The following is a 24,794-nucleotide window of genomic DNA, read 5'->3' as shown; positions in this document are numbered from 1 at the left end:
AATGAATAACAAAGGCATTTTATATAGTGCTATTAGTGCTACTATAGTAGCTATTGCAGGCGTATTGTGGTTAAATCAAGATATCACAGCCAAAACAAACGATTCAGTAGGTGGGATCATTTCTCAAGAAATCGTAAAACTCGGCGATGAAAATCCTACTCTTGACTACTGGGGAAAGAATTTTCCTGATTATTTAGACATGCATACAGCAGTGGAAAAACAAGCACCTAATGCAACAGAATTTGGTGGAAATTTAGCTTATTCAAAACTAATTCGCTATCCACAATTAACTGTTCTTTGGGCTGGCTATCCATTTAGTATTGATGCTAATGAAGAAAGAGGTCACTTTTGGGTTCAAGTAGATCAAATGGATACAGCTAGAAACAATAAAGATTTCTTGAACGCACACGGTTTTACAGGATTTGGTGGCCAACCAACAGCTTGTATGAATTGTCATAGCGGATGGACCCCTTGGCTTTTAAACAACACTGCAAAAGGTGATTGGGTAGCATTTAACTCTGCAAAATATTGGACTATGGTTAAAACTATCCCAGCTGTAAATGGAGCTAAAGAAAACTCACCTGAGCACAGTGGACCTCATGGCGGAAAAAGAATGGGTGTAACATGCGCAGATTGCCATAATCCAACAGATATGAGTTTAAGACTTACAAGACCAGCTTTAATCAAAGCATTAATTTCAAGAGGTTATGAAGCAGATGAAAAACAAGGCATTAAAGCTTCAAGAAGTGAAATGAGAACTTTAGTATGCTCTCAATGTCACGTTGAATACTACTTCAAACCAACAGGCACCAAAGTAAAAACTATCGGAGAAAGTATAGCTAATGATAGTTCTAAAAAATGGTGGAATGGTACTCAGAAAACTTATGATGAGTTTGATTCTTGGAGAGATGGTAATAAGCCGGTTGAAATCGAAGTTGATGGTATAGAATTAGCATTTCCTTGGAGTGAGTGGAAAAAAGGTGAGCCATTTAGAATAGAAATGTTTGATGATTATTATGAAAAAAATAGAGAAAATTTCCCAAGTGATTGGGTTCATAAAATCACCAAAGCGCCTATGCTAAAAATTCAACACCCAGAAAGCGAACTTTATAGTGGCGGTGTACATGCTGCAAATGGAGTAAGTTGTGCAGATTGCCATATGCCTTACATTAGAAAAGGTGCAAAGAAAGTTACTAACCACAACATCACATCACCTTTAGTTGATATCAACTCAGCTTGTAAAACTTGCCATACTCAAAGCGAAGGCTATTTAGCTAAACAAGTAAAAGATATTCAAAATTCAGTAGCTCATGATTTAAGAACAGCTGAATATTCTTTAGTAAGCTTGATTAAAGATGTAGAAACTATTCGTGTAGAGCTTGGAAAAATGCCTAAATTCCAAACCAATGGCAAAGCAGATGATGCTAAAATTTCAGCTGAATTAAAAGAAGTATTAGAACTACATAGAAAATCTCAAGTAAGAGCAGACTTTGTAGGTGCTGAAAACTCAACAGGATTCCACAATCCTAGAGAAGCTTCAAGAATGCTTTTACAATCAGTTGATATGTCAAGACAAGGACAAACTAAATTAGTAGAAATTGCAGCCAAAAATGGCATTAAAGATTTCAAAACTTCAAATTTAGGTTTTGAAGATATTCAAAAATTAAATCCAGGCGAAATTCACTATAAAGTAGATCTAAATGGCAACAAAGCAGGAGATCGCTACTATAAACATCAAGAAGTAAATGGTAATCCACCAGCAAAACTTCTTGAAGATGATAAAAATCTAAAACCTTATAATTATAAAGTGATAGATTAATCAAAATAAACCCTCATAATCGAGGGTTTATTCTTTTATCAAACTTACATCCTCACCTTTTAAAATTTTATTCATAGTATTCATAGCACACATTTTTCCACACATTGAGCAAGAATTAAGCTCATCAGGTTTTCTTTCATTAAACATTTTCTTAGCCTTTTCTCCATCGATTGCTAATTTAAACATTTTTTCCCAATCGATATCTTGTCTAGCTTTACTCATCGCATCATCTATTTTTCTTTCTTTAGGAAGTTTAGCTATATCTCCTGCGTGAGCTGCTATTTTAGTCGCTACTATACCATCTCTTACATCTTCTAAATTTGGAAGTCTTAAATGCTCAGCAGGAGTTACATAGCAAAGTATATCAGCACCAGCTGCTGCTGCAACTGCTCCACCGATTGCCCCACTTATATGATCATATCCTGCACCTATATCAGTAACTAATGGTCCTAAGACATAAAAAGGTGCGCCGTTGCAAATTCTTTTTTCAAGTTGCATATTAGCTTCTATTTCATTAATAGCCATATGACCAGGTCCTTCTATCATCACTTGCACATCTTGAGCCCATGCTCTTTTGGTTAGTAATGAAAGTTCTATAAGTTCAGCAATTTGAGCTGTATCACTTGCATCATGGGCACAACCAGGTCTTAGCGCATCGCCCAAAGAAAGTGTCACATCAAATTCCTTACATATAGCAAGCAAATCATCATAATATTCATAGAATGGATTTTCAGCATCATTCATTTGCATCCAAGCATAAAGAACTGAACCCCCTCTTGAAACTATATTAGTAATCCTATCACACTCTTTAAAAACCCTAGCAGCACGAGAATTTATCCCTGCATGAATTGTCATAAAATCCACTCCGCTTTTGGCATGATGATACACTACATCTAAAAAATCTTTTGCCTTAATATCTTTTAAATCTTTTTCTAAAAATCCAACCGCATCATAAACAGGTACAGTACCTATCATAGCTTTTGAAGTAACAATTAGCTCATCTCTAAAACGACTAGTTTTACCATAATTGCTAAGATCCATAATAGCTTCTATATTAAATTTATGAGCTAACTCTACCTTTTTCATTTCTTCACTATAATCTACACAATCATTTGAAACACCTAAATTAACATTTACTTTTGTTTTAAGTCCATAGCCAATACCATTTGGATCTAATGTTTTGTGATTGATATTTGCAGGAATGATAATTTTTCCACATGCTATGTTTTCAAGCAAAAAATCTTCACTTACTTGCTCTTTTTGTGCAACAATTTGCATTTGTTTTGTGAAAATTCCTTCTTTTGCATAAGACATTTGAGTTTTCATTTAAATTTATCCTTAAAATAAAATTTGGATAAATGAAGGGTATGTGAGTAGTTGATAAATTATCCCAACGCTAGCATTACCTAGTTCTGGTGCGGTCTAAGCTTTTAGCTTACTCTCAGCCTGTATCACAAGCTCCCGTCATTTATGCAAAGCAAGTATAGCAATAAATACAAAACAGAATTTATTTTTTTATTTGATTTTTAGCTTGCTTGCTAAAATGTAACAATTCTTCGGTAGTTTTTATATAAAAAGGAATTTTTTTAAGACAGTATTTTAAAATTTCACTTGCAGCCAAAGCATCACTTAAGGCTCTATGATGCTTACTTTCAATACACAAAAACTCTTTTAGAGCATCAAGGCCGTATTTTGGACTTTCAATACACTTTTTAGCTAAATCAATTGTACATAATCTTCTATTTAAAAGCACTCCAAAATCATTTTCATACATAGCTTTAGATATAAAATGATAATCAAAACGCACATTGTGTGCTACAAAAATACTATCTTTTAAAAACAATTTAAAATCATTTAGCACAGTTTTTAAAGAAGGTGCATTTTCTACCATATCCAAACTAATCCCTGTTAATTCTGTAATATTTTCAGGTATACTTTCTACTTTTATAAAACTCTCAAATCTATCAATTTCTTTATAGTTTTGAATTTTCACCGCACCTATTTCTAAAATTTGACCACTTTTTATCCCGCCGGTACTTTCAATATCCACAACACAAAAAATCTCATCTTTTATTTTTGTATTTTTACTTTTTAAGCACAAGCAATTTTGCGCATTAAGCTCTACCCCTAACCCTAAAAGCTCAAAAATATATAAATCAAATTCATAGTGGTTTAATTCTTCTATTTTTGCAAGCTCTTTTAAAACCCAAGGAAAAGGTTTATTTTCTTTACTCAGCTTGATGATTAAATCATCGATTTGTTGTTGGCTCAAAATTCAAGCTTTAAAGAATTGATTGCTGTTTTTTTATCTTGCGAGGAAAAGATATAATTACCTGCGACTAAAATATCAGCTCCTGCTTCATCTAAATCAGGCGCATTTAAACCATTTACCCCACCATCTACTTCTATAAAAACTTTAAGATTTTTTTTATCTATCATTTCTCTCAACTGTCGAATTTTATCATATACCAAAGGTAAAAAACTTTGCCCACCAAAGCCTGGATTAACACTCATGAAAAGCACCATATCTACAAATTCTAAAATATGCTCTATACTTGAAACTGGGGTATGTGGATTTAAAACAATGGCCGGATGAATACCATTTTTTCTTATATACTCACATACCCTAATAGGATGATTTTCAGCTTCTAAGTGAAAGCTAATAAATTTTGGTTTAACTGGGATAAATAAATCTACAAAACTACTAACATTATGCACCATTAAATGCACATCTAGAGGCACTGAAGTAATTTTTGAAATATTTTCAACCACACAAGGACCAAAAGTAAGATTTGGCACAAAATGTCCATCCATCACATCAATATGCAACAAATCAGCTCCTGCTTGAGACACTTCTTTAATCTCATTTTCTAAATTTAAAAAATTTGCAGACAATAAACTTGGCGCTACATACATTTTATATCTCCAATAATATTAAAAAATAATTTTATCATACTTATTATCAAATTTTCTTTATGTATTTTTGACAATATTTGATTTTTTTAAGCTTGCTTTAGATATAATGCTAAAAATTATTTTTATTTCATAAGGAAAAATTTATGTCAAGAATTTGCCAAATTACAGGAAAAGGACCTATGGTAGGTAACAATGTTAGCCACGCTAACAATAAAACTAAAAGACGCTTTTTGCCAAATTTAAGAACAGTTCGTATCACTTTAGAAGATGGAACTACTAGAAAAGTTAGAGTAGCTGCTTCAACCTTAAGAACACTTAAAAAACAAAGTAGCAAATAATCCTTAATGTAAACGAGGAATTGTTATGTCTTTTTTGAAAAAGCTACAAAAATTCCTCAATTGGTCTCCCTCTCCAAAACCTTCAATTAATCTCAATGACGAGCTTTACGAGCAACTTAGATTTTTAAGAATTCCTCTTATTGCTGTTGTAATGATGACATTAATTGGGGCTTTTGGTTATATGCTCACAAGCAATTATAACCTTAACGATGCTATTTATCAAGCTGGTATGACTTTTACCACTTTAGGTTATACTGAAGTAAATCCCATACCAACAGCAGGTAGAATTTTTACTGTTGTATATGTATTATTGACTTTTACAATATTTACTTTTTGTATGGGTTTGGTAATAGAAATAGTCAAAAAAGGTGTTTTGTCTAAGATTATCAAGGAAAGAAGAATGCTTCATAAAGTTGCAAGATTAAAAAATCATTTTGTAATATGTTACCATAATGATTTTACCATAGAATTAGCACAGCAATTTAGAGAAAATCATATTCCTTTTGTTGTAGTTGATGAAGTTGAAAATTTTAGTGAGATTGCTGAAAAATATAATTATCCTTATTATATAGAAAGCGCACCTCACACCAATACAGCCTTTTTAAAAACCAATCTTTCTAGCGCAAAAGGCGTAATCACCCTTAGTGATAACATAGCAGATAATATTGCTATCATTGCCTCAGTAAGATTATTTGAAAAAGAATTACAAAGAATTAATCCTTATTTTATACAAGCTAGCTCAAGCAATGAAGATGAGACAGAAAAACTCAAAAAACTTGGAGCTAATTCTATAGTTTCTGCTACAAAATTAGTCGCACAAAGACTTAGTGCTATGTCAGCAAGACCAGATATGGAAAATTTATTAGAAAACTATCTTTATAAAAAAAATAGCCCTATTGATTTAGAAGAAGTTAAAATTCCTGATGACTCATGGGTAAGATTTAAAAGATTAAAAGAAATCCATTTAAGAGATATGGCAAATGTAAGCATAGTAGGAATTTTGGAAAACAAAAAATTCACACCTATGCCAAGAGGTGACACTTTAATAGGTACTGGAGCAAAATTATTAATCGTAGGCACAGCAGATAGTATAAAAATAGCTAAAAAGATTATCAAAAATAAACAAAAACCTGATGAGTTAAAATATATTTAACTTATTTTAAGCTATAATCAAATACTAATTTAAAAAAGGAGGCTAATATGCTACACGAATTTAGAGATCTAATCACTGAGTTAAAAGGTAAGGATATGCACTTTGATAAACTATTTGAAGAGCATAATGAACTTGATCATAAAATCAAAGACGCAGAAGAAGGTAGAATTCATTTAGATAGCTTAGAAATAGCTAATCTAAAAAAAGAAAAATTAAGATTAAAGGATGAATTAAATACTTACTTATCAAATTACAAAAAATAATTCTCTGTAAAATTTTTACTTTAAGGATAAAACATGTTTGGGAAAAAAAGTCAGTCAAAACAAGACTTTGAAGAATTGCAAAATAAAATCAAAGCATTAGAAGAAGAAAATAAAAAACTTCTTTTGGAAAAGCAAGAACTAATTGAGAATTATGAAAAACAACTACAAGGAGATTGTGGGAAAGCTGAACTTGAAACCCATCTTTTAGAAATGCTATTAAACGGCGTTTTAAAAGGTATTTCAAATGTTCAAAGCGACATGCAAGAAAATGTTAATAAAGCGGAAATGATTTCTCAGTATTCTGATTCTTCTTTAGAAGATATGCAAGAGTTAAATTCTATCACGCATTCTATTATATCTTCACTTCAAAGCATTATTGAATCAGCTAATCGCTCAAGAGATACAGCAGGTAATTTACACCGCAGTGTTGATGAGATCACTAATGTTATTAACTTAATCAAAGATGTATCTGATCAAACCAACCTATTAGCACTCAACGCTGCTATTGAAGCTGCGCGTGCAGGAGAGCATGGTAGAGGTTTTGCTGTAGTTGCAGATGAAGTAAGAAAACTTGCCGAAAAAACACAAAAAGCAACATCAGAAGTAGAATTAAACATTAATCTACTTAAACAAAATGCAGATGAAATGTATGGGCAAAGCGAACAAGTAGAAAAAGTATCATTAGAATCAAACGAACATATAGTACAATTTTCTAGTAAATTCACTCAACTTATTTCGAATGCAAACTCAACTAGCTCTCATGCTAAACGTATTGCTTCTGAAATTTTTGTTTCTTTAGCTAAGCTAGATCACGTTGCTTTTAAACTCAATGGTTATAATGAAATCATTCATGCTTCAGGTAAAACATTATCTGATCATTTAAGTTGCAGACTTGCAAAATGGATCGCAGGAGTTGGCAAAGAAAGATTTTCTAGCGGAAGAGCTTTTGGTAAGTTAAATTTACCACATCAAAAAGTGCATGAAAATATAAATCATGCTATTACTTTAGCTCATGAAGAAGATACAAGCAACAAACTAGTACAAAATCAAATTTTAGACAAATGCTCTAATGCTGAAAAAGCCTCAGAAGATTTATTTAATATCTTTAAAGAAATGCTTGATGAAAAAGATCCAAACATTGAAAATAAAGAAGAAAAAAAGTAAGAAGGTAAGATTAATTCTTACCTTTAAACCATAAATACGCATATTCAAGCAAAGGAGTTTTGATAGGATTTTCTTTAGAAAATTGCTCAAAGTCTTTTCTTTTTATCCATACTGCTTGAATATCCTCTCCATCAATTCCACCACCATGGCCCATTTTATCATCTTCATTAATTTCAGCATAGAATAAAAACTGTCTGCTTACACCTGAACCAAAACCTGTATAAAATTCCCCTATTTTTTCTACAAGTTTAGGAGCATAACCTAGTTCTTCAATACATTCTTCTTTAGCTATTTCATCTAAACTCAAATTTTTATCAACAAGTCCTGAGCAAAGCTCTATACTAAAGCCCATTTTTTCTAATTTTAAATTATTACGTTTTTGATAATCCCATAAAGGAATTCGAAATTGCTTTACAAAAACAAAAGAATCTTTTTGGGTATGATATAAAAAAACAGAAACACTATCTAATGCTTCTATAAAATCCCAAGTATATTTTTTATTATCTTTGCCTATATAAGTATATCTTTTGGGTTTAATATATTTTGAGTTAGAAAATTGCTCTTCTTGTAAATTTTTCATGTAAAATCCTTGTAATTTTACATCTATTATAACAAAATAAAACGAGTATGAAAAAATATAAAAGAATTTAAAAAGAGTTGCTATAAAAAGCAACTCTAAAAAGAAGTAGAAAAAGATGTATTACATCATACCACCCATGCCTCCCATACCGCCCATGCCACTCATATCAGGCATAGCAGGTTTATCTTCTTTGATTTCACTAATTGTAGCTTCAGTTGTTAAAAGCATGCTAGCTACTGAAACTGCATTAAGTAAAGCTACTCTTTCTACTTTAACAGGATCAATAATACCGCTTTCAAGCATATTTACATACTCACCTTTTGCAGCATCAAAACCGGTATTTTCTTCTTTACTATTTTCTACTGTATTTACAACTACACCAGCATCAAATCCAGCATTTTCAGCAATTTGTCTTAAAGGTGCTCTTAATGCTCTTTCTACAATAGCTGCACCAATAGCCTCATCGCCTTCTAAATTCAAGTTGATTTTTGATTTTGCTTTGATTAATGCAGCGCCACCACCTATTACTATACCTTCTTCAACAGCAGCTTTTGTGGCACTTAATGCATCATCAACTCTATCTTTTTTCTCTTTCATTTCAGTTTCTGTAGCAGCACCAACTTTAATCACTGCAACCCCACCACTTAATTTAGCAAGTCTTTCTTGTAATTTTTCTCTATCATAATCTGAGCTTGTTTCAGCAATTTGAGCTTTGATTTGGTTAATTCTTGCATCAATATTTGCTTTTTCACCTGCTCCATTTACAATAGTTGTATTATCTTTATCAATGATCACACTTGAAGCTTGACCTAAATCTTGGATACTAGCACTTTCTAAAGTTCTTCCAAGCTCTTCAGAAATCACTTCACCACCTGTTAAAATAGCAATATCTTCAAGCATAGCTTTTCTTCTATCACCAAAACCAGGAGCTTTAACTGCTGAAATATTTAAAACACCTCTTAATTTATTTACAACTAAAGTTGCTAAAGCCTCACCTTCAATGTCTTCAGCTATAATTAAAAGTGGTTTTCCTGTTTTTTGAATTTGTTCTAAAATTGGTAATAAATCTTTTAAGTTGGCAATTTTTTTATCAAATAACAAAATAAATGGATTTTGTAATTCAGCTGTCATTTTTTCAGTATTTGTAATGAAATATGGGCTTAAATATCCTCTATCAAATTGCATACCTTCAACTACATTTAATTCATCATTGATTGATTTTGCTTCTTCAACAGTGATAACACCATCTTTTCCAACTTTTTCCATAGCATCAGCGATTAAATTTCCGATTTTATCATCTGAATTTGCAGAAATTGTCGCAACTTGAGCTATTTCTTTTTTATCTTTAACTTCACGAGAAAGTTTTTTAAGTTCAGCAACTATAGCTTCGCAAGCTTTATCCATACCTCTTTTAACTTCAATAGGATTTGCACCTGCTGTGATATTTCTCAAACCTTCTTTAAAAATAGCATGCGCTAAAACTGTTGCTGTTGTTGTTCCATCGCCTGCTTGATCAGCTGTTTTACTAGCTACTTCTCTAACTAAAGAAGCACCCATATTTTCTAAAGAATCTTTTAATTCTACTTCTTTAGCCACACTCACACCATCTTTTGTGATAGTAGGAGCACCAAAACTTTTTTGGATTAATACATTACGACCACGTGGCCCCATAGTAACTTTTACTGCATCATTAAGTTTTTTAACACCTTCATAAAGTTTATTTCTTGCTTCGTCTGAAAAAAATATTTCTTTTGCCATTTTTTATCCTTTTTATTTAATAATCCCTAAAACATCTTCAACATTAAGAACTAAATACTCTTCATTGTCAAGTTTTATTTCAGTTCCGCCATATTTTGCAAACATTACTTTATCATTTACTTTAACATCTTCTATTTCTTTACTCACTGCAACAACTTCACCATTTAGTGGTTTTTCTTTAGCATTATCTGGTATAATAATCCCAGAAGCAGTAGTTTTCATTTCTTCTAAGCGTTTTACTAAAATACGCTTTCCTAGAGGTTGAAAATTCATTTTTTATCCTTTCTAAAATGTGCCATTTTTAGCACTCTTTGTTTTTGAGTGATAGAATTATACATTAAAGAAAGTTAATTGTCAATAAATTAAGTAAAATATATCATATAAGTTTAGTCTATTACACTAAATTTATATGATATATCATTATAAAGGTTTCTTATGAAAAAAATTCTCTACGTTCTTTTAGGTGTAGTGTGCGTGGCATTATTAGCTATATATACATTATTATTTACAAGCATGGGTAATGCTTTTTTAAAGCCAAGAATCGAAACGATTATTGCTCAAAAAAGCGGTATGAATGTTAAATTTGAAAATTTTAAAATTAGTTTTTCACAACTTGACATTAAAGCAAATATTGATGATAAATTTTTTGCTAATATAGAAGGTGGTATATCACCTTTAAGACTAGGATTTGATTTAAATTATCTTTTAGGACTTAAACAAAATTATATTCAAGAACTTGGTTTAAAAAGCGATAAAGATTTTACATTTAAGGGTAATGTTGTAGGTAAAAGTAGCGATTTTTTAGTAAAAGGTAATGGCTTTTTGTTTGATTCTAATCTTAGCTTAGATGCAAAAATCGTTGATTTTTCTCCTATAAATCTTGAATTTATTGGCAAAAATATAGATTTAGCTCAAATTTTAGATTTTACTAATCTACCAAGATATGCTCAAGGAAAAATTAGTATTATAAGTGATATACAAGCTAAAGATTTAAAACCAAATGGCAATGCTTTGATTAATTTTTATACAAGTTCTATCAATAATACTCTCATTGAAAAAGATTTTAATCTAAGCTTACCAAAACAAAGCTATATAAAGGGTGAAATAAGATCTTTAATCCAAAGCAATGAAGTTATTTCTAAAAGTGAAATTTTAAGCAATTTTTTTAAACTTTATACACAAAAAAGTATTTATGATATAACAAAACAAAGCTTAACTAGTGATTTTGACATCAAAATAGATGATTTTAATCAATTTTCATCTTTAGCTAAAATGAAACTCCAAGGCAAAAGTCAAATTCAAGGCAATTTACTTTTTGCAAACAATCAATTACAAAAATTAGATGCTAACTTGCTGGGATTTGGTGGTAACTTAAAAGCTATTTTAGAAAATAATAATCTTAACATCAACACAACCAATATAGAAGTAGCAGAGCTTTTAAAGACTATCTCTATGCCTGCTTTTATTAATTCTAAATTAATTTTAGATTTAAAAGCGCAAGGACTTGATTTTAAAAATTTCAATCTAAATACTAGGCTAAACAATGCAAATATAAATGTTGTAGAATTTAAAAAACTAAGCAATCTTGATTTTCCAAAAACAACTTTTAATCTACAAGCTAAAGCAAATGCGAAAAATTCTTTGATTGATTATGAAGCTTTGCTTGATTCAAACATAGCAAAAATACCTCAGCTAAAAGGCTCATATAATCTTACAAATAAAGATTTAAAAGCACAAATTAGTGCTTTTATAGATAATCTTAACAAATTAAAACCTTTAACCAAACAAGATCTCAATGGACCTTTAAATTTAGATGCCAAAGTTGATCTTAAGGCAAATCAAATTCAAAATCTTGATGCAAATATTAAAATCATGCAAGGACTTATCAATGCGAAATCTAATGGAAAAAGTTTGCAAGCGAAAGTTGATAATATAAAATTAGAACAACTTTTTCCTTTAATAGGACAAAAAGTTTTAGCATTTGGTGATATAAATGCTGATATTGATTTAAAAACACTTGATTTTAACAATATTAATGGTGATTTTAAAGCCACTATCAATTCTTCTTTTAATGAAGTAGAATTATCCAAGCTTTTGGATAAAAAATTTCCAAAGAATACTTCAGCAAAAATCAATCTTGATGGAAAAATTTCTAAATCAATCATTGATTTTAACGCTAAAGCTCTAAGTTCATTTGCGAATATTAATTCATTAAAAGGAAAATTTGATCTTAATCAAATAGCTCTAGCAAGTACTTATAATATATCATTGCAAGATTTTTCTAAACTAGGGTTTTTAGTCGATAGAAACTTAAAAGGCAAGGCTGATTTTGAAGGAAAATTTGATTTTAAAAACGCTTTAATAGATGCAAGCATTAATAGTAAAAATATATTTAACGGCTCATTAAATGCAACTTTAAAAAATAATATTTTTAATGCTAAAATGCAAAATACTGATCTTTCAAATTTAGCTCAAAGTTTAGATTTACCTGATTATTATCAGGCAAAATCAAATTTAAGTATTAACTACGATCTTTTAAAAGAAAGTGGTGTGGTGCTAATGAACTTAGCCGATGGACAACTTAAGAAAAACCTCATCACAAGTGCTTTAATGCTACTTTTACAAAAAGATATCACGCAAGATGTATATCGCAACGGTGAAGCTAAAATAAATATCAATAAAAATCTTATAGATTTAAATTTAAACCTAGTGGCCGATAGAAGCAATATAAACATCAGCAAAGGCAAAGTTGATACAAAAAGTACTAAATTAAACATTCCTTTTAATATCATTATTGATAGAGCAAATTTCAAAGGCATTATAAAAGGAACAACACAAGATCCTAAAGTAAGTCTTGATACAAAAAGTGTGGTAAATTCTATTGTTAATACAATAGGCGGAAATGCTAGTGATGGCGCTAAAAATACGGGTAAAAAAGTAGATCAAGCAATAGATAAAATCTTTAATAAACTCTTCTAATACATCTAGCCTTAAAAAAGGCTAGATTTTTTAAAATAAACCAAATTTACCATCTTTTTTCTTATATAACACTCTCATTTTTGCATCTATGTCATTAAAAACTAAAAATATATCCTTACTTGCTTTTAGCTTTTCTAATGCTTCTTCAATTTCTAAAGGTTTATATAGTTCAAGCTCCATTGGAACTATCTCATCTTCTTCAATCACACTTGGCAATACTAAATTTTCTTTTATCTCATCTTGATGCTTATGGGTAATATTTTTATCATGCAATCTTCTTAAAACTTTAGAAATTCTATCAATAGCTAAATCTATAGCAGCATATAAGTCTTTATCTTTTTGCTTTACAACCACTGTGTTAATACCAGCTAGGTTAATGCTAAATTCAGCCCAAAATCCTTTCTTTCCATGCCTTTCATCAGCACTTATAACACAACGCGCAGAAATCACATCTAAGCCATATTTACTTAAAGTATCAAAGCTTTTTTCCACATACTCTTTTATAGACTCAGTTAGCTCAAATTGCTTTCCAACTATACTTGTATTCATTACTTCTCCTTTTTATGAAGTTAAATACATTATAGCACTTTAATCGTAAAAAATTAACTTTTTAAATAAAAAATAAATTTAAAATTTTAAAGGATCTAAAATAAGCGCACCATCTGCTGAAAGTTTTTTACCTTGAAAATGCATTTTACAAAAAGAAACAATTAAAGCATGAAAAATTTGATAAAGCTCGTATAATTTACATTCTTTTTTTAGTAAAACACACAATTCTTGTTGGTTTTTAGCTATGTCTTTTTTAAAAAAATCTGCCAATTCATCATAACTTTGACACTCATAGCCTAAATAATTAGCTATTTTTGCGCTATAAGCATCAACTACTAAAACTTCTTTTTTGCATATATAATTTAAAATTCCATCTGCACTTTCTTGACCAAAACCCTTAATACTCAAAAGCCATTCTCTATCTACTTCTTCTTTAAAAAACTCAAAAGAATTAAAATCTTGGAAATATTTTTGAGTGAAATTTTTAATATATTTTGCCTTGGTATTATAAAATCCACTTGGTTTTATTAAAAGCGCTAAATCTTGAGTGCTTAAATTTGATAAATCTTCTATCTTAGTAATATTTGCTTGTTTTAAATTTGTCAAAGCTTTTAATACATTTTTCCAGTTTGTATTTTGAGTTAAAACCACAGAAATTAAAATTTCAAACTCGCTTAAAGTATTATTTTCTAGCCACTCAAAATCTTTATAATCAATATTTGCATTAACTAAAGCTTTAAAAATTTCATATCCGCTCATGCTTTTTCACTCTTTCTTAAATGCATCAAAATAGCCTCAATTACATCATCATCGTCTTTACTTTTTGCTTTAATAACTTCCTTGCTCTCATCATCTTTTACAAAACAAATATTTTGTTCATAATTACTCACTAATTTATAATGCTTGCTAGCTAAAATTTTTATAATGATTAAATCCAAAAACTGCTTAGTAAAAATATCAGGCCTTCCAAAACGATCATTCATCTCACTTTCTATCTCATAAACTTCATTAACACTCATACACTTACTAAGTCTTCTATAAAGTTCTAATCTCAAACGATCTTCACTAATATACTCACTATTTAAAAAGGCATTGATGTTAAGCTTTAAATCTATTTTTTTCTCTTTAGTCTCTTCTTTTTTACTTAGCTTATTAATTTCATCTTCTAACATTTTAAGATACAAACTATAACCAATTTGCTCTATATGCCCACTTTGATCTACACCTAATAAATTTCCACCCCCACGAATTTCTAAATCATGGTAAGCAAGCACGCTTCCTGAACCTAAATAAGAATTACTCTCTAAGCTCGTAAGTCTTTTTAAAGAATCTTTTGTGATTTTTTCCTTATCTTCAATCAAAAAATAACAATATCCTTGCTTAGCACTACGCCCTACTCTTCCTCTAAGTTGGTGCAAATCAGCCATACCAAAGCGATCTGAATTTTCTACTATAATAGTATTTGCATTTGCCAAATCAATACCACTTTCAACTATAGAAGTACAAAGCAATAAATCATATTCTTTATTTTCAAATTTAATCATTTCTTCTTCGGTAGTTTTTGCGTCTATTTTAGAATGCAAGATTAAAATTTTTAAATTTGGAAACAAATCTAAAAGATATTTTTTACACCCATCAATACTTGCTATATGATTGTGTATATAAAAAATCTGCCCTGCTCTTCTTAATTCTCTTGAAATAGCTTCTTTAATCAAAGCATCATTACTTTCTCTAACAAAGGTACGCACATCCAAACGATCCTCAGGTGGAGTTTGTAAAACACTATATGATTTTAAAGAACTAAGAGCTTGATTTAAACTTCTTGGTATAGGCGTTGCTGACATAGATAGAATATGGGAGTTTTTACTTAATTCTTTGAGTTTTTCTTTTTGTTTTACACCAAATTTATGCTCCTCATCTATCACAACTAAACCTAAATTTTCACATTCAACCCCTAAAAGAGAATGCGTTCCAACCACCACACAAGGCTTATTTTCTTTTAAAAATGCTAAAACTTGTTTTTTTTCTTTAGCACTAGTAAAACGATCTAGTTTAAAAACCTCTATATTAAAAGAGTCAAATCTTCGTTTTAAGGTTTTAAAATGCTGGGCTGAAAGCAAAGTAGTTGGCACAAAAAACAAAGCCGTATAGCCACTTTTTACACAAGTAAATATAGCATTCATAGCAACTTCTGTTTTACCAAAACCCACATCACCACTTAAAAGCCTATCCATCACCTGCATACTTTTTAAATCTTGAGTGATTTCTTGGCAAACTTGACTTTGATCTTTAGTGTAAAAAAACCCTGCTTTATTGATAAATTCATCTTGTAATTCTTGAGAGATTTTTAATTCTTTTGCTTTTATCAAAGCTCTAGCTGCCGCTAAAGAAACTATATTTGAAGCAATGGCAAATAATTTTTCTTTTAATCTTTCCTTGATTTTTAAAAAACTTCCTTTTCCAAGCTTATCAAGTAAAGGCACGCCACCACTTGCACCAATATATTTATCAATCATATATAAATTTTCAACAGGCAATAAAAGCTTGTCATTATTTAAATACCCAAGAGCGACAAATTCTTTTTTTGCTCCTGCTATTGTAATAATCTCAAGACCTAAAAATTTAGCTACACCATAATCTTCATGTACAACAAAATCTCCGACTCTAAGCTCATCTATTACCAAACTTGCTTTTCTAACTCTTTTACTTTTTTCTTTTTTATTTAAAGAGATGATAAGCTCATCTTGAGTGCTTAAATTAATTCTTTCTTGAGATATTTTTAATTTAATATTTGAAAATTCTTGTAAATTTAAAGCTTTAAACAAAGCCTCATTCTTTGTTAAAACAGTAATTTTTTTATCTTTATGAAAAGTGAAAAAATCATGATTATAAGAGCTTATTAAATCTTTATAAAATCTTGGCTCAGGCAAAATATTTTGATTGATTTTACTAATATCTTCTTCAAAATCATTTATATCAAATTTTTTTATACTCACAAAATTTAAATCTAAATAATCACAAAAGTCATCAACACACCAAAAACCCAAAGAATTAACATCATTAATGATGCTTTGACTTTGAAAATTTTGAATTTTTTCTTGTAAATTTTCATATTGCTCTTGATTAAAAGTACTCAAAAATGGGCAAATTTCAATTTTTGAAAGTTCGTTTGGAATTGATTTTTGCGTATGGATATCAAAATATCTTATACTTTCTATCTCATCTGAAAAAAGCAAAATTCTAAAAGGCTGTTCTTCATTAATTGCAAAAATATCTATAATATCTCCGCGTATTGAAACCTCACCCTTATCTTGAACTATATCTACAAACTCATATCCACTATGTAAAATTTCTTCTTTAAATTTCTCTAAAGCAAGAAGTGAATTTCTTTTAAGAATAATATTTTTGAGATGCTTTTTTCCGGGGAGTTTTTGTAAGATTGTTTTTATAGGGGAAATTAAAATTTTATTTTCATCTTCTTTGTGATAAGCATTTAAAACTTTACAAATTTCAAAAAGCTCTTTAGAAAAAGAGCGTAAATCACTACCAAATTCTGCTCTAAAATCAGGTAAAACAAAGGTCTTGAAATTTAAAAATAAACAAACTTGAGCTAATTCATCTGCTTCTTTATCATTCTCACAAACTATTAACTCAGTTTTATTGCTTAATAAATATTCATATAATTTAGCTTGCATTTTCTGATTTTTCTATACTCACATCGATAGTTGCAAGTTCTTCATCTTTTTCAATTATTTTACTGCTTCCATTAAATTTTCCACCATTTTCAATGCTTAATTGTTTAACTATGATATTACCATTAAGCACACCACCGGATAAAATTTCTAAAGAATCAACTTGCATTTCTCCTTCAAAAACTCCATTAATCACTATCTTGTTTGCCTTAACTTGTCCTTTTAAAACACCACTTTTACCTATTACTATCACATTAGAAGAATTAATCACTCCTGTGATTTCTCCATCTAAATGAAGCATAGAATCAAAATAAAATTTTCCTTCTATTTTTGCTCCGTTTGAAATGACTGTAGTTTCGGATACTGTAGCAATAGAGCCTTTATTAAAGATTGCCATGGAACTCTCCTTTCTTTTTCAAAAATTTGTTCGTAGTTTTTTCGGTTTAAATCTATAAAAATCTTAGGATCTAAAAGTTTATTAATAAATCTAACCTCATAATGCAAATGCGGCCCCGTAGAAAGACCTGTATTTCCTGTATATCCAAGCAAATCACCTTTTTTTACAAATTGTCCTGCTTTGACAACATCTTTACGCATCATGTGTGCATATACTGTTTTAAAACCAAAATTATGGATCAAAATCACTGAATATCCATAACCGTTATTACTATATGCAGCATATTCAACCACTCCATTTGCCGGTGCATAAATGGGAGTATTTAAAGCCGCCCTTAAATCAATGCCTGGATGAAACTCTTTTTTATTTAGTATAGGATGATGGCGCCATCCAAAATTACCTGTGATTCCATTATCTTCTATCACATGACCATTTGGAATTTGTGTTAAAAATAAATAAGCTTGATCGTTAGTAAGTTTAACTTTTTCCAATCTTTCTGGTATATCCAAGCTCTCATCTTGCTTTAAACCTAAATTTTCTTCAATATCTGCAAGTTGAGTTTGAAGCTCATCATATAAGGCTGTTTTTTCCTCTAAATTTTTTTGCATGCTCTCATTTTGAGAAAATAATTTAGTATTTTTTGCTGATAAAGCTTCTTGTTCTTTTAAAAGCTCTGAACGTTTGTCTGCTAAATAATTAATATATAAAGCACCTAAAACTATAACAACAAAAACAAAAGAAGTAAAATAAATAATTACTTTTTTTATAATTTGACTTAATAAGAAATGTCTAGAACCATTTACATCTGTGATAGTTAGCGTAAATTTATCTTTCATTATAGCCTCTTAAAAAATTTTCTACCAATACAAAAGAACCAAAAACCAAATACAACTCATCTTTTTTTATTTGTTCAAATTTTTGATAAGCAATATCCAATTTTTCTAAATTTTCTAGCAAAACAGAACCTGCCAAAGGCCTATCTTTGCTTTCATACTCATAAATTTCAACTATTTTTATTATAGGCTTTAAAGCCCTTAAAATTTTATAAGAATCTTTATCTAAAAAACAATTATAGACTAAATGAACTTTTTTTTCCTTGAAAATTTTAGCTAAAGCTAAAGCCGCCATTTCATTATGACCCACATCAACAAAAATATTTTGACTTATTTGCTCACACCTTCCTTTTAAATCAAGTTTTGGCAAATTTTTGATACCTTGAATCAATTCTTTTTCATTTTTGGCACAAATTTTAGAAAAAACTTCTAAGGCTAAAAAAAGATTATCTTTTAAAAAAGTTGCTAAATTATATTTTTGAATATATTCTTGCACATAAGGATAAATAGCCTTGTTTTCATCTAACGCACTAATATCTAAACTAGCTTGTTTTAAATTAGCTATTTTTTTAGCCAATTTTAACACTTTTGTTTCTTGCTTATGATTAATTAAAGCTTTAGCGCTCATGGCCTTTAGTTTTGTTCTTGCTATTTCATCTAAGTTTTTACCTAATAAATCTTGATGATCAAAACCTATTTTAGTAAAAACACTAAAATCTCTTTCAAAAACACTTGTAGCATCATATTCTCCACCTACTCCAGCTTCTAAAATCACATAATCACAATCTTTAAAAATAAAAAAAGCCAAAAAAGTAGCATACTCAAAATAACTAAGTTTTTTGATATCTTCCAAAAAAACACTTTCTAATTCTTCATGTGCTTTTTCTAAAAGTTCATTGCTTGCAATTTTCCCATTTAACCAAAATCTTTCATTAAATTCAAAAATATGTGGACTTGTATAATGCCCTACTTTATATCCTTGCTCTAAAAGTAAAAGTGCTAAAAATCTACCTGTACTTCCTTTGCCATTAGTGCCAATAATTTGAATATTTTTGGTTTTTGGGATAAATTTTTTATATTTTTCATACATACTAAACATGAAAAATCTACTGATTTTTTGTACATACATAGTTTTTTGTGAGAGTGTTTGTTGGAATTTCATACTAAGCTTTTTGCATTAATTCTTTTAAAATATCACCGTCTGGAAATTCTTTTTTTTCTATGCAAGAAGATGATAAAACAAGCTTAACCACTTCTTCTTTATAAATAAATTTATAATCATCTATAAGTTTTAAAGCTTTTTCTGTAAAAATTTGAGCGCTTTCTAAATTTTTACCTGGAAATATAATCAAATAAGAACTTTCATCTAAAATCCAAATTTCAGCCAAATTTTTACATAAATCTTTGAGGATTTTTTTAAATTTCCCACTGATAGTTTTAAAACTATCAATACCATAGGCATTAATAACATGTTCTATATTATTGATTTTAAAGAAAGATAAAGCATAATTAACCGCATAAAGCTTATAATTTTCATCAAGTTTTTTAAGCTCTTGAGCAAGATTCCATTGCTCTCTTTGCTCATCATCACTTGTAGCTTGAATTTGCGTTTTAATTTGAGCTATTTGCTCGTTTGCATATAAAAGTTTATCTTTTAATGTATCAAAATTAATCTGCACATTACCATTTTCATCTTTAGTTAAAGCATTAATAAATTTCACATCTTCTTGACTATTATCATAAAGCTTTGACACCATTTCATTTAAACTTTCTAAGTGCTGATTAAAAAAAGAAAGATTTTTTTGTATATAGTATTTATCTATTGCTTCTTTTTTTTGCAGCATCAAACAATATTCATGTGCAAATTCTTTTCTAGCAATCAACCTAGGATTTTCTTTTAGTTTTTGCTTAAATTGCTCTACTTCTTTACTCTCACCAAACAAAGGCTCTAAAGAAGCCAGCAAAAGCTCAGCTTGTTTTTCATAAGAGCGTTCTTTTAACATAGTGATAAGTTTTTCTATTAAAGCGTGAAAATCCAAAAACGCTCGGATATTAAATTCTTCTAATTTTTTTAAAAGTTCATGATCTTCATAAGATTTTTCAAGTTCTCTCCATTTAGCTCTTAATAGATATATGGTTTCTAAATCCATAGCTTGAGATAATCTATGTTGAGTAATTTGAGCAAGTTCTTTGATTTTTTTATCTTTGCTAATACTAAGTTGTTGAATGATTAAGCCAAGTAAAGCATAAACATCTTCATATTTTCTACTTACCTGCCTATTGAGCCTAGAAACCAAAAACATCAAAAACTCATCAATAGTTCGAATACTTTTTCCTTTTAATTCTTGTTTATAAGAATCATCTAAAAGATTAGTATATTTTTCTATTCTAGCTTTATTAAGACTCATAACTCCTGCTTTTTTGGCACACTCTTCAAACACCTCACTATAATTTTCAGGAGTTGGATATAATTTACGCTCTTTTAATTTTATCAATGTTTCTTTTGCGATTTCATTGATATGGCTTGCCATTTTATTTATAACCCCTAATAGCTATAATAGAAACAAATTCATCAAAAGCTTCACTTGATGCATTTTTAATCGCTTCAAATCTAGCTTGATCACTGATGATAGAGTTTGGATTAATATCAAAATTATAACTTCCTGTAGTATTTACGATTTCTTCTTTGCCATTTTTATAACGCAACACAAACTCCAAATAAAGCTCTGCTTTATAATTAATCACATAGCCATTTTTATCATAAACCATAGGATGAAATTCTAATTTTTTCATCGTAACTATAATAGAACTATCTGCATTATACTCATCTGTAATTTTTCTACCAAGCTTATTAAGCATAGCCTCTCTTAAAATATCTGTTATGTAAACACTATTTTCAGGATCTTGTTTGCTAATATTGATTTTTAAAAATACATTTTCACCCAAAACCCTACTTGCCATTTGAGATGATGGAATATATCCACAAGCTATGATGAAAAAAGCAAAAAAAGATATTAAATATTTTTTCATTTAACCACCAAATTTACTAATTTCTTATCAATATAAATTTCTTTTACTATGGTTTTTCCGTCTAGCCATTTTGCAACATTTTCTTTAGCTAAAGCTAAAATCTCATCTTCTTTAGCTTCTGAATTTATTTCAATTTGTGCTCTTTTTTTACCATTAACACTAATAGCTATATTAAAACTATCTTTTACAAAAACTTCATCTTTTATTTTTAATACTTTAAAATTTTCACATTTAAATAAATGCTCGCTAAGTTCAAAACAAACATGAGGGATAATAGGCTCTAAAATATTTAAAATAATATAAAAAGCTTCTTTTGTAACTTCTTTATGATTGATAGCATTTAAGGCATTTAAAGCCTCCATACATGCAGCTATTAAGGTATTAAAGGCAAAACTTTCTTCATAAACTTCAAAAGATTTTTTCAAAGCTTCATATACTTTTAATCTAGCATATTTTTCTTCTTTATTTAAACTTTGATGATCAATTTCTTGCAATTTTCCACATTCCAAACTCATAGCCTTTTCATAAAGCCTATTGATAAATTTAAACGCACCTTCTAGCGCACTATCGTTCCATTCAAGTTCTTTAGCAGGTGGTGCAGCAAATAATATAAACAATCTTGCGCTATCTGCTCCATATTTTTCTATAATATAATCAGGATCAACTACATTGCCCTTAGACTTACTCATCTTAGTACCATCTTTAGTGACCATTCCTTGGGTTAAAAGCCTATTAAAAGGCTCATCATCTTTTAAATAACCCAAATCTCTAAGTGCTTTTTGGAAAAATCTAGCATAGAGTAAATGTAATATCGCATGTTCAATACCGCCAATATATTCATCAACATTCATCCAATAATTGACACTTTTTTCATCTACTGCTTTTTCTTGCCATGTTTTATCATCACTTGCAAAACGCGCAAAATACCAAGAACTTTCAAAGAAAGTATCTAAAGTATCGCTTTCTTTTTGCGCTTTTTTGCCACATTTTGGGCAAATACACTCTTTCCATGCTTCATGCTTATCAAGTGGATTTCCTTCTCCATTTATCACCACATCTTCAGGCAAGGTAATAGGTAAATTTTCTATTTTTTGAGGAACTATACCACAAGAATCACACTTAATCATTGGTATAGGAGCTCCCCAATATCTTTGTCTAGAAACACCCCAATCACGAATTTTAAAATTAGTAACCTTTTTACCAATACCCAAAGATTCAATTTTTAAACTAATTTTTTCTCTAGCATCATTGCATTCTAGTTGATCAAATTCGCCACTATTAGTTAAAACGCCTTCTTTTAAAGTGTAGCATTGTGCGTCATTTTCATCTTTATAAATTACTTTTTTTATAGCCAAATTATAAGTTTTTGCAAACTCATAATCTCTTTCATCGTGAGCAGGCACGCTCATAACAGCCCCACTACCATAATCACTTAAAACAAAATTAGCTACCCATAAAGGAATTTTTTCTTTACTTAGCGGATGGATTGTATAAAGATTTAAAAAATATCCTTCTTTTGGTGCGGCTTGTCTTTGGCGCGGTGTTTGATTTTGTATATTTTGAATTTTAGCTATAATATCTTGATCTAGTAATTTTTTATCAATTAATTCATTTACTATTTCATGATCAGGTGCTAAAGCAATGTAAGATACTCCATAAATAGTCTCAGCTCTTGTGGTAAAAACATTGATTTTTTTTGCACTGATTTTATCATTTTCTTCTATATCAAAATCAAAACCAAGCCCTGTGCTTTTGCCTATCCAATTTTCTTGCATAGTTAAAACTTGACTTGGCCATTTTCCTTCTAATTTTTTAAGATCTTGTAATAATTCATCTGCATAAGCAGTGATTTTTACATAATATCCTGGCATTTTTTTTCTAATGACTTCATGCCCACAACGCCAACATTTGCCATCTTCAACTTGCTCATTTGCTAAAACTGTTTTATCATTCTCACACCAATTAACTTCAGCTTCTTTAGTATAAACAAGCCCTTTCTCATACATTTTGATGAAAAATTCTTGCTCAAATTTAGTATATAAAGGATCAGAAGTAGCAAGCATTCTTTTTTTAGAAAAAGAAAAACCCAAAGAAGCAAGTTCATTTTGCATATAATCAATATTTTCATAAGTCCATTTTTTAGGGTGGATACCATGTTTAATCGCAGCATTTTCAGCAGGCATACCAAAGCTATCAAAACCTATAGGATGTAAGACGTTAAAACCTTTTTTTCTATAATACCTAGCCATAGCATCGCCTATGCTATAGTTTCTCACATGTCCCATATGAATTCTACCACTTGGGTATGGAAACATAGATAAAATGTATTTTTTTGGTAAAGAAAAATCATCTTTTGGCTCAAAATATTCTTTTTCTTGCCAAATTTTTTGCCATTTTTTTTCTATTTTACCTGCTTCATATGCCATTTTCACTCCTAATTTTCTTCTTGATTTTTTACTGAATCAACTATAACTAAAATCATTGAAAAGATATTAGCTATCAAAGCACCAATTGCCAAAGTATAAACCATAACATTAGCTTCTGGATTAATTTGTATTAAAGCAAAAGCTGGAATTAAATGCAAATCAGCCACCAAAGAGCTAGCAAATAATTCAGCTGCTAAGAAATTTCTAACTCCAATTTTCAATAAAGTAGAAATTAAATTCACACAAGCTGCAATAAATAATGCAACTTCATTTTGATCATATAAAAATCCTGCGGTTGTAGTTAAGCTCATTAGAGCAAAAAAGATATAAATAACCTTACCCCAATTCATTTTTACACCGTTCCTTTTTCATACATCGCTCTTAATTTTTCTTTTTCTTGTTTTTTCTTTACTTTTTCTAATTCTTTTTGGCGATACTGTGCAACGCTGAATTTAAACCATAAAAGCGCTGGACTTGCTACAAATATAGAACTCGCAGTACCCGCTACAATACCCACTATCATAGTTAAAGCAAAACCTTCTATCATAGATCCACCAAAGAAATAAAGCACTACAACAGTAATTAAAGTTAAGCCCGTTGTTAAAGTAGTTCTTGATAAAGTAGCTGAAACTGATTCATTGATAATTAAATCAAGTTTTGAATTTTTACTTGTTTTAACACCTTCTCTAATCCTATCAAAAATAATAATCGTATCATTTAAAGAATACCCAAGCACGGTTAAAACAGCCGCTAAAATATCTAAATTTACATCTATTTCAAATAACGCAATAGCACCTAAAGTAATGACTATATCATGAATTTCACACACAATAGAAGCCATAGCAAAACGCCATTCAAATCTCACTGCCAAATAAATCAAAATAGCAATCAAAGAAA

At 29.7% G+C, this 24,794-nt stretch carries 23 protein-coding genes, 1 pseudogene and 1 riboswitch; of the genes and pseudogenes, 7 read left to right on the top strand and 17 right to left on the bottom strand.

Going from position 1 to position 24,794, the window contains the following annotated elements; translation table 11 throughout:
* Window position 1 precedes the first annotated feature (1 nt).
* Window positions 2-1,819 (top strand): ammonia-forming cytochrome c nitrite reductase subunit c552, encoded by a 1,818-nt coding sequence (locus tag CAMP18497_RS02245; RefSeq protein ID WP_337212338.1) that lies wholly within the window; start codon window positions 2-4, stop codon window positions 1,817-1,819.
* 27 nt (window positions 1,820-1,846) lie between these two features.
* On the opposite strand, the gene thiC is transcribed toward CAMP18497_RS02245, so the two are convergent.
* From thiC to rpe, 3 genes are all read right to left on the bottom strand, one after another.
* Window positions 1,847-3,145, bottom strand: coding sequence for a phosphomethylpyrimidine synthase ThiC (thiC, locus tag CAMP18497_RS02240; RefSeq protein WP_337212337.1), 1,299 nt, complete (start codon window positions 3,143-3,145; stop codon window positions 1,847-1,849).
* A 45-nt stretch (window positions 3,146-3,190) separates the two neighbouring features.
* Window positions 3,191-3,294, bottom strand: a riboswitch (TPP riboswitch).
* A 32-nt stretch (window positions 3,295-3,326) separates the two neighbouring features.
* The gene (locus CAMP18497_RS02235) at window positions 3,327-4,091 is read right to left on the bottom strand and encodes a 3'-5' exonuclease (protein ID WP_337212336.1); all 765 of its coding nucleotides are present in this window, start codon (window positions 4,089-4,091) and stop codon (window positions 3,327-3,329) included.
* Window positions 4,088-4,735, bottom strand: a complete 648-nt coding sequence (rpe, locus tag CAMP18497_RS02230) for a ribulose-phosphate 3-epimerase (protein ID WP_337212335.1) — start codon at window positions 4,733-4,735, stop codon at window positions 4,088-4,090. The genes CAMP18497_RS02235 and rpe overlap by 4 nt, the downstream gene beginning before the upstream one ends.
* 143 nt (window positions 4,736-4,878) lie before the next feature.
* Between rpe and rpmB the strand changes: the two genes are divergently transcribed.
* From rpmB to CAMP18497_RS08310, 5 genes and pseudogenes are all read left to right on the top strand, one after another.
* Window positions 4,879-5,073, top strand: coding sequence for a 50S ribosomal protein L28 (gene rpmB, locus CAMP18497_RS02225; RefSeq protein ID WP_012661734.1), 195 nt, complete (start codon window positions 4,879-4,881; stop codon window positions 5,071-5,073).
* A 25-nt stretch (window positions 5,074-5,098) separates the two neighbouring features.
* Window positions 5,099-6,226: a potassium channel family protein gene (locus CAMP18497_RS02220; RefSeq protein WP_337212334.1), complete on the top strand. Its 1,128-nt coding sequence runs from the start codon at window positions 5,099-5,101 to the stop codon at window positions 6,224-6,226.
* Between the two features lie 47 nt (window positions 6,227-6,273).
* Entirely contained in the window at window positions 6,274-6,489 is a 216-nt protein-coding gene (locus CAMP18497_RS02215) for a YdcH family protein (RefSeq protein WP_012661736.1), read from the top strand.
* A gap of 429 nt (window positions 6,490-6,918) precedes the next feature.
* Window positions 6,919-7,206, top strand: a pseudogene (locus CAMP18497_RS08315) (methyl-accepting chemotaxis protein); the annotation flags it as partial.
* Entirely contained in the window at window positions 7,189-7,653 is a 465-nt protein-coding gene (locus CAMP18497_RS08310; RefSeq protein ID WP_442867766.1) for a CZB domain-containing protein, read from the top strand. The pseudogene CAMP18497_RS08315 and the gene CAMP18497_RS08310, both read left to right, overlap by 18 nt.
* A gap of 10 nt (window positions 7,654-7,663) precedes the next feature.
* On the opposite strand, the gene CAMP18497_RS02205 is transcribed toward CAMP18497_RS08310, so the two are convergent.
* From CAMP18497_RS02205 to groES, 3 genes are all read right to left on the bottom strand, one after another.
* Window positions 7,664-8,233 carry an NUDIX domain-containing protein gene (locus tag CAMP18497_RS02205; protein ID WP_337212332.1) on the bottom strand — a complete coding sequence of 190 codons (570 nt, stop codon included), beginning with the start codon at window positions 8,231-8,233 and terminating at the stop codon, window positions 7,664-7,666.
* A 120-nt stretch (window positions 8,234-8,353) separates the two neighbouring features.
* Window positions 8,354-9,991: a chaperonin GroEL gene (gene groL, locus CAMP18497_RS02200; RefSeq protein WP_039628524.1), complete on the bottom strand. Its 1,638-nt coding sequence runs from the start codon at window positions 9,989-9,991 to the stop codon at window positions 8,354-8,356.
* Window positions 9,992-10,003: 12 nt separating this feature from the next.
* The gene (gene groES, locus CAMP18497_RS02195; protein WP_257941733.1) at window positions 10,004-10,264 is read right to left on the bottom strand and encodes a co-chaperone GroES; all 261 of its coding nucleotides are present in this window, start codon (window positions 10,262-10,264) and stop codon (window positions 10,004-10,006) included.
* A gap of 162 nt (window positions 10,265-10,426) precedes the next feature.
* Here groES and CAMP18497_RS02190 point away from each other — a divergent pair, with 162 nt between their 5' ends.
* On the top strand, window positions 10,427-12,970 hold the full coding sequence (locus CAMP18497_RS02190) for a hypothetical protein (RefSeq protein WP_337212331.1): 2,544 nt from the start codon (window positions 10,427-10,429) through the stop codon (window positions 12,968-12,970).
* A gap of 30 nt (window positions 12,971-13,000) precedes the next feature.
* Here CAMP18497_RS02190 and hpf read toward each other — a convergent pair whose 3' ends face one another.
* From hpf to secF, 11 genes are all read right to left on the bottom strand, one after another.
* The gene (gene hpf, locus CAMP18497_RS02185; protein ID WP_337212330.1) at window positions 13,001-13,519 is read right to left on the bottom strand and encodes a ribosome hibernation-promoting factor, HPF/YfiA family; all 519 of its coding nucleotides are present in this window, start codon (window positions 13,517-13,519) and stop codon (window positions 13,001-13,003) included.
* Between the two features lie 78 nt (window positions 13,520-13,597).
* Entirely contained in the window at window positions 13,598-14,278 is a 681-nt protein-coding gene (locus CAMP18497_RS02180) for a 3-methyladenine DNA glycosylase (protein WP_263677211.1), read from the bottom strand.
* Window positions 14,275-17,214, bottom strand: a complete 2,940-nt coding sequence (locus CAMP18497_RS02175; protein ID WP_337212329.1) for a DEAD/DEAH box helicase — start codon at window positions 17,212-17,214, stop codon at window positions 14,275-14,277. The genes CAMP18497_RS02180 and CAMP18497_RS02175 overlap by 4 nt, the downstream gene beginning before the upstream one ends.
* Window positions 17,204-17,608, bottom strand: a complete 405-nt coding sequence (locus tag CAMP18497_RS02170) for a bactofilin family protein (RefSeq protein ID WP_337212328.1) — start codon at window positions 17,606-17,608, stop codon at window positions 17,204-17,206. Before CAMP18497_RS02170 ends, CAMP18497_RS02175 begins: the two co-directional genes overlap by 11 nt.
* Complete coding sequence (locus tag CAMP18497_RS02165) at window positions 17,536-18,447, bottom strand: M23 family metallopeptidase (protein ID WP_337212401.1); 912 nt, start codon at window positions 18,445-18,447, stop codon at window positions 17,536-17,538. Before CAMP18497_RS02165 ends, CAMP18497_RS02170 begins: the two co-directional genes overlap by 73 nt.
* Entirely contained in the window at window positions 18,434-19,603 is a 1,170-nt protein-coding gene (locus CAMP18497_RS02160; RefSeq protein WP_337212327.1) for a Mur ligase family protein, read from the bottom strand. The genes CAMP18497_RS02165 and CAMP18497_RS02160 overlap by 14 nt, the downstream gene beginning before the upstream one ends.
* Window position 19,604: 1 nt before the next feature.
* Window positions 19,605-20,972 (bottom strand): hypothetical protein, encoded by a 1,368-nt coding sequence (locus CAMP18497_RS02155; protein WP_263723594.1) that lies wholly within the window; start codon window positions 20,970-20,972, stop codon window positions 19,605-19,607.
* Window position 20,973: 1 nt separating this feature from the next.
* Window positions 20,974-21,471, bottom strand: coding sequence for an LPS assembly lipoprotein LptE (lptE, locus tag CAMP18497_RS02150; protein ID WP_337212326.1), 498 nt, complete (start codon window positions 21,469-21,471; stop codon window positions 20,974-20,976).
* Entirely contained in the window at window positions 21,468-23,897 is a 2,430-nt protein-coding gene (gene leuS, locus CAMP18497_RS02145) for a leucine--tRNA ligase (RefSeq protein ID WP_337212325.1), read from the bottom strand. Before leuS ends, lptE begins: the two co-directional genes overlap by 4 nt.
* Window positions 23,898-23,905: 8 nt before the next feature.
* The gene (locus CAMP18497_RS02140; protein ID WP_039618681.1) at window positions 23,906-24,247 is read right to left on the bottom strand and encodes a DUF6394 family protein; all 342 of its coding nucleotides are present in this window, start codon (window positions 24,245-24,247) and stop codon (window positions 23,906-23,908) included.
* Between the two features lie 2 nt (window positions 24,248-24,249).
* A partial coding sequence (gene secF / locus CAMP18497_RS02135; RefSeq protein WP_337212324.1) for a protein translocase subunit SecF occupies window positions 24,250-24,794 on the bottom strand: 545 nt, incomplete at its 5' end.

Source organism: Campylobacter sp. W0066.1, from assembly GCF_024723635.1.
Classification (GTDB): domain Bacteria; phylum Campylobacterota; class Campylobacteria; order Campylobacterales; family Campylobacteraceae; genus Campylobacter_D; species Campylobacter_D lari_C.
Note: the sequence above shows the minus strand (reverse complement) of the source record. Positions and strands in the feature narration are given on the sequence as shown.

Bases quoted from the DNA above. Each gene is read 5' to 3' on its own strand.
- CAMP18497_RS02245 (WP_337212338.1), top strand. From the start codon at position 2: ATGAATAACAAAGGCATTTTATATAGTGCTATTAGTGCTACTATAGTA.
- thiC (WP_337212337.1), bottom strand. From the start codon at position 3,145: ATGAAAACTCAAATGTCTTATGCAAAAGAAGGAATTTTCACAAAACAA.
- rpe (WP_337212335.1), bottom strand. From the start codon at position 4,735: ATGTATGTAGCGCCAAGTTTATTGTCTGCAAATTTTTTAAATTTAGAA.
- rpmB (WP_012661734.1), top strand. From the start codon at position 4,879: ATGTCAAGAATTTGCCAAATTACAGGAAAAGGACCTATGGTAGGTAAC.
- CAMP18497_RS02220 (WP_337212334.1), top strand. From the start codon at position 5,099: ATGTCTTTTTTGAAAAAGCTACAAAAATTCCTCAATTGGTCTCCCTCT.
- CAMP18497_RS02215 (WP_012661736.1), top strand. From the start codon at position 6,274: ATGCTACACGAATTTAGAGATCTAATCACTGAGTTAAAAGGTAAGGAT.
- CAMP18497_RS02205 (WP_337212332.1), bottom strand. From the start codon at position 8,233: ATGAAAAATTTACAAGAAGAGCAATTTTCTAACTCAAAATATATTAAA.
- groL (WP_039628524.1), bottom strand. From the start codon at position 9,991: ATGGCAAAAGAAATATTTTTTTCAGACGAAGCAAGAAATAAACTTTAT.
- groES (WP_257941733.1), bottom strand. From the start codon at position 10,264: ATGAATTTTCAACCTCTAGGAAAGCGTATTTTAGTAAAACGCTTAGAA.
- CAMP18497_RS02190 (WP_337212331.1), top strand. From the start codon at position 10,427: ATGAAAAAAATTCTCTACGTTCTTTTAGGTGTAGTGTGCGTGGCATTA.
- hpf (WP_337212330.1), bottom strand. From the start codon at position 13,519: ATGAATACAAGTATAGTTGGAAAGCAATTTGAGCTAACTGAGTCTATA.
- CAMP18497_RS02180 (WP_263677211.1), bottom strand. From the start codon at position 14,278: ATGAGCGGATATGAAATTTTTAAAGCTTTAGTTAATGCAAATATTGAT.
- CAMP18497_RS02175 (WP_337212329.1), bottom strand. From the start codon at position 17,214: ATGCAAGCTAAATTATATGAATATTTATTAAGCAATAAAACTGAGTTA.
- CAMP18497_RS02170 (WP_337212328.1), bottom strand. From the start codon at position 17,608: ATGGCAATCTTTAATAAAGGCTCTATTGCTACAGTATCCGAAACTACA.
- CAMP18497_RS02160 (WP_337212327.1), bottom strand. From the start codon at position 19,603: ATGAAATTCCAACAAACACTCTCACAAAAAACTATGTATGTACAAAAA.
- CAMP18497_RS02155 (WP_263723594.1), bottom strand. From the start codon at position 20,972: ATGGCAAGCCATATCAATGAAATCGCAAAAGAAACATTGATAAAATTA.
- lptE (WP_337212326.1), bottom strand. From the start codon at position 21,471: ATGAAAAAATATTTAATATCTTTTTTTGCTTTTTTCATCATAGCTTGT.
- leuS (WP_337212325.1), bottom strand. From the start codon at position 23,897: ATGGCATATGAAGCAGGTAAAATAGAAAAAAAATGGCAAAAAATTTGG.
- CAMP18497_RS02140 (WP_039618681.1), bottom strand. From the start codon at position 24,247: ATGAATTGGGGTAAGGTTATTTATATCTTTTTTGCTCTAATGAGCTTA.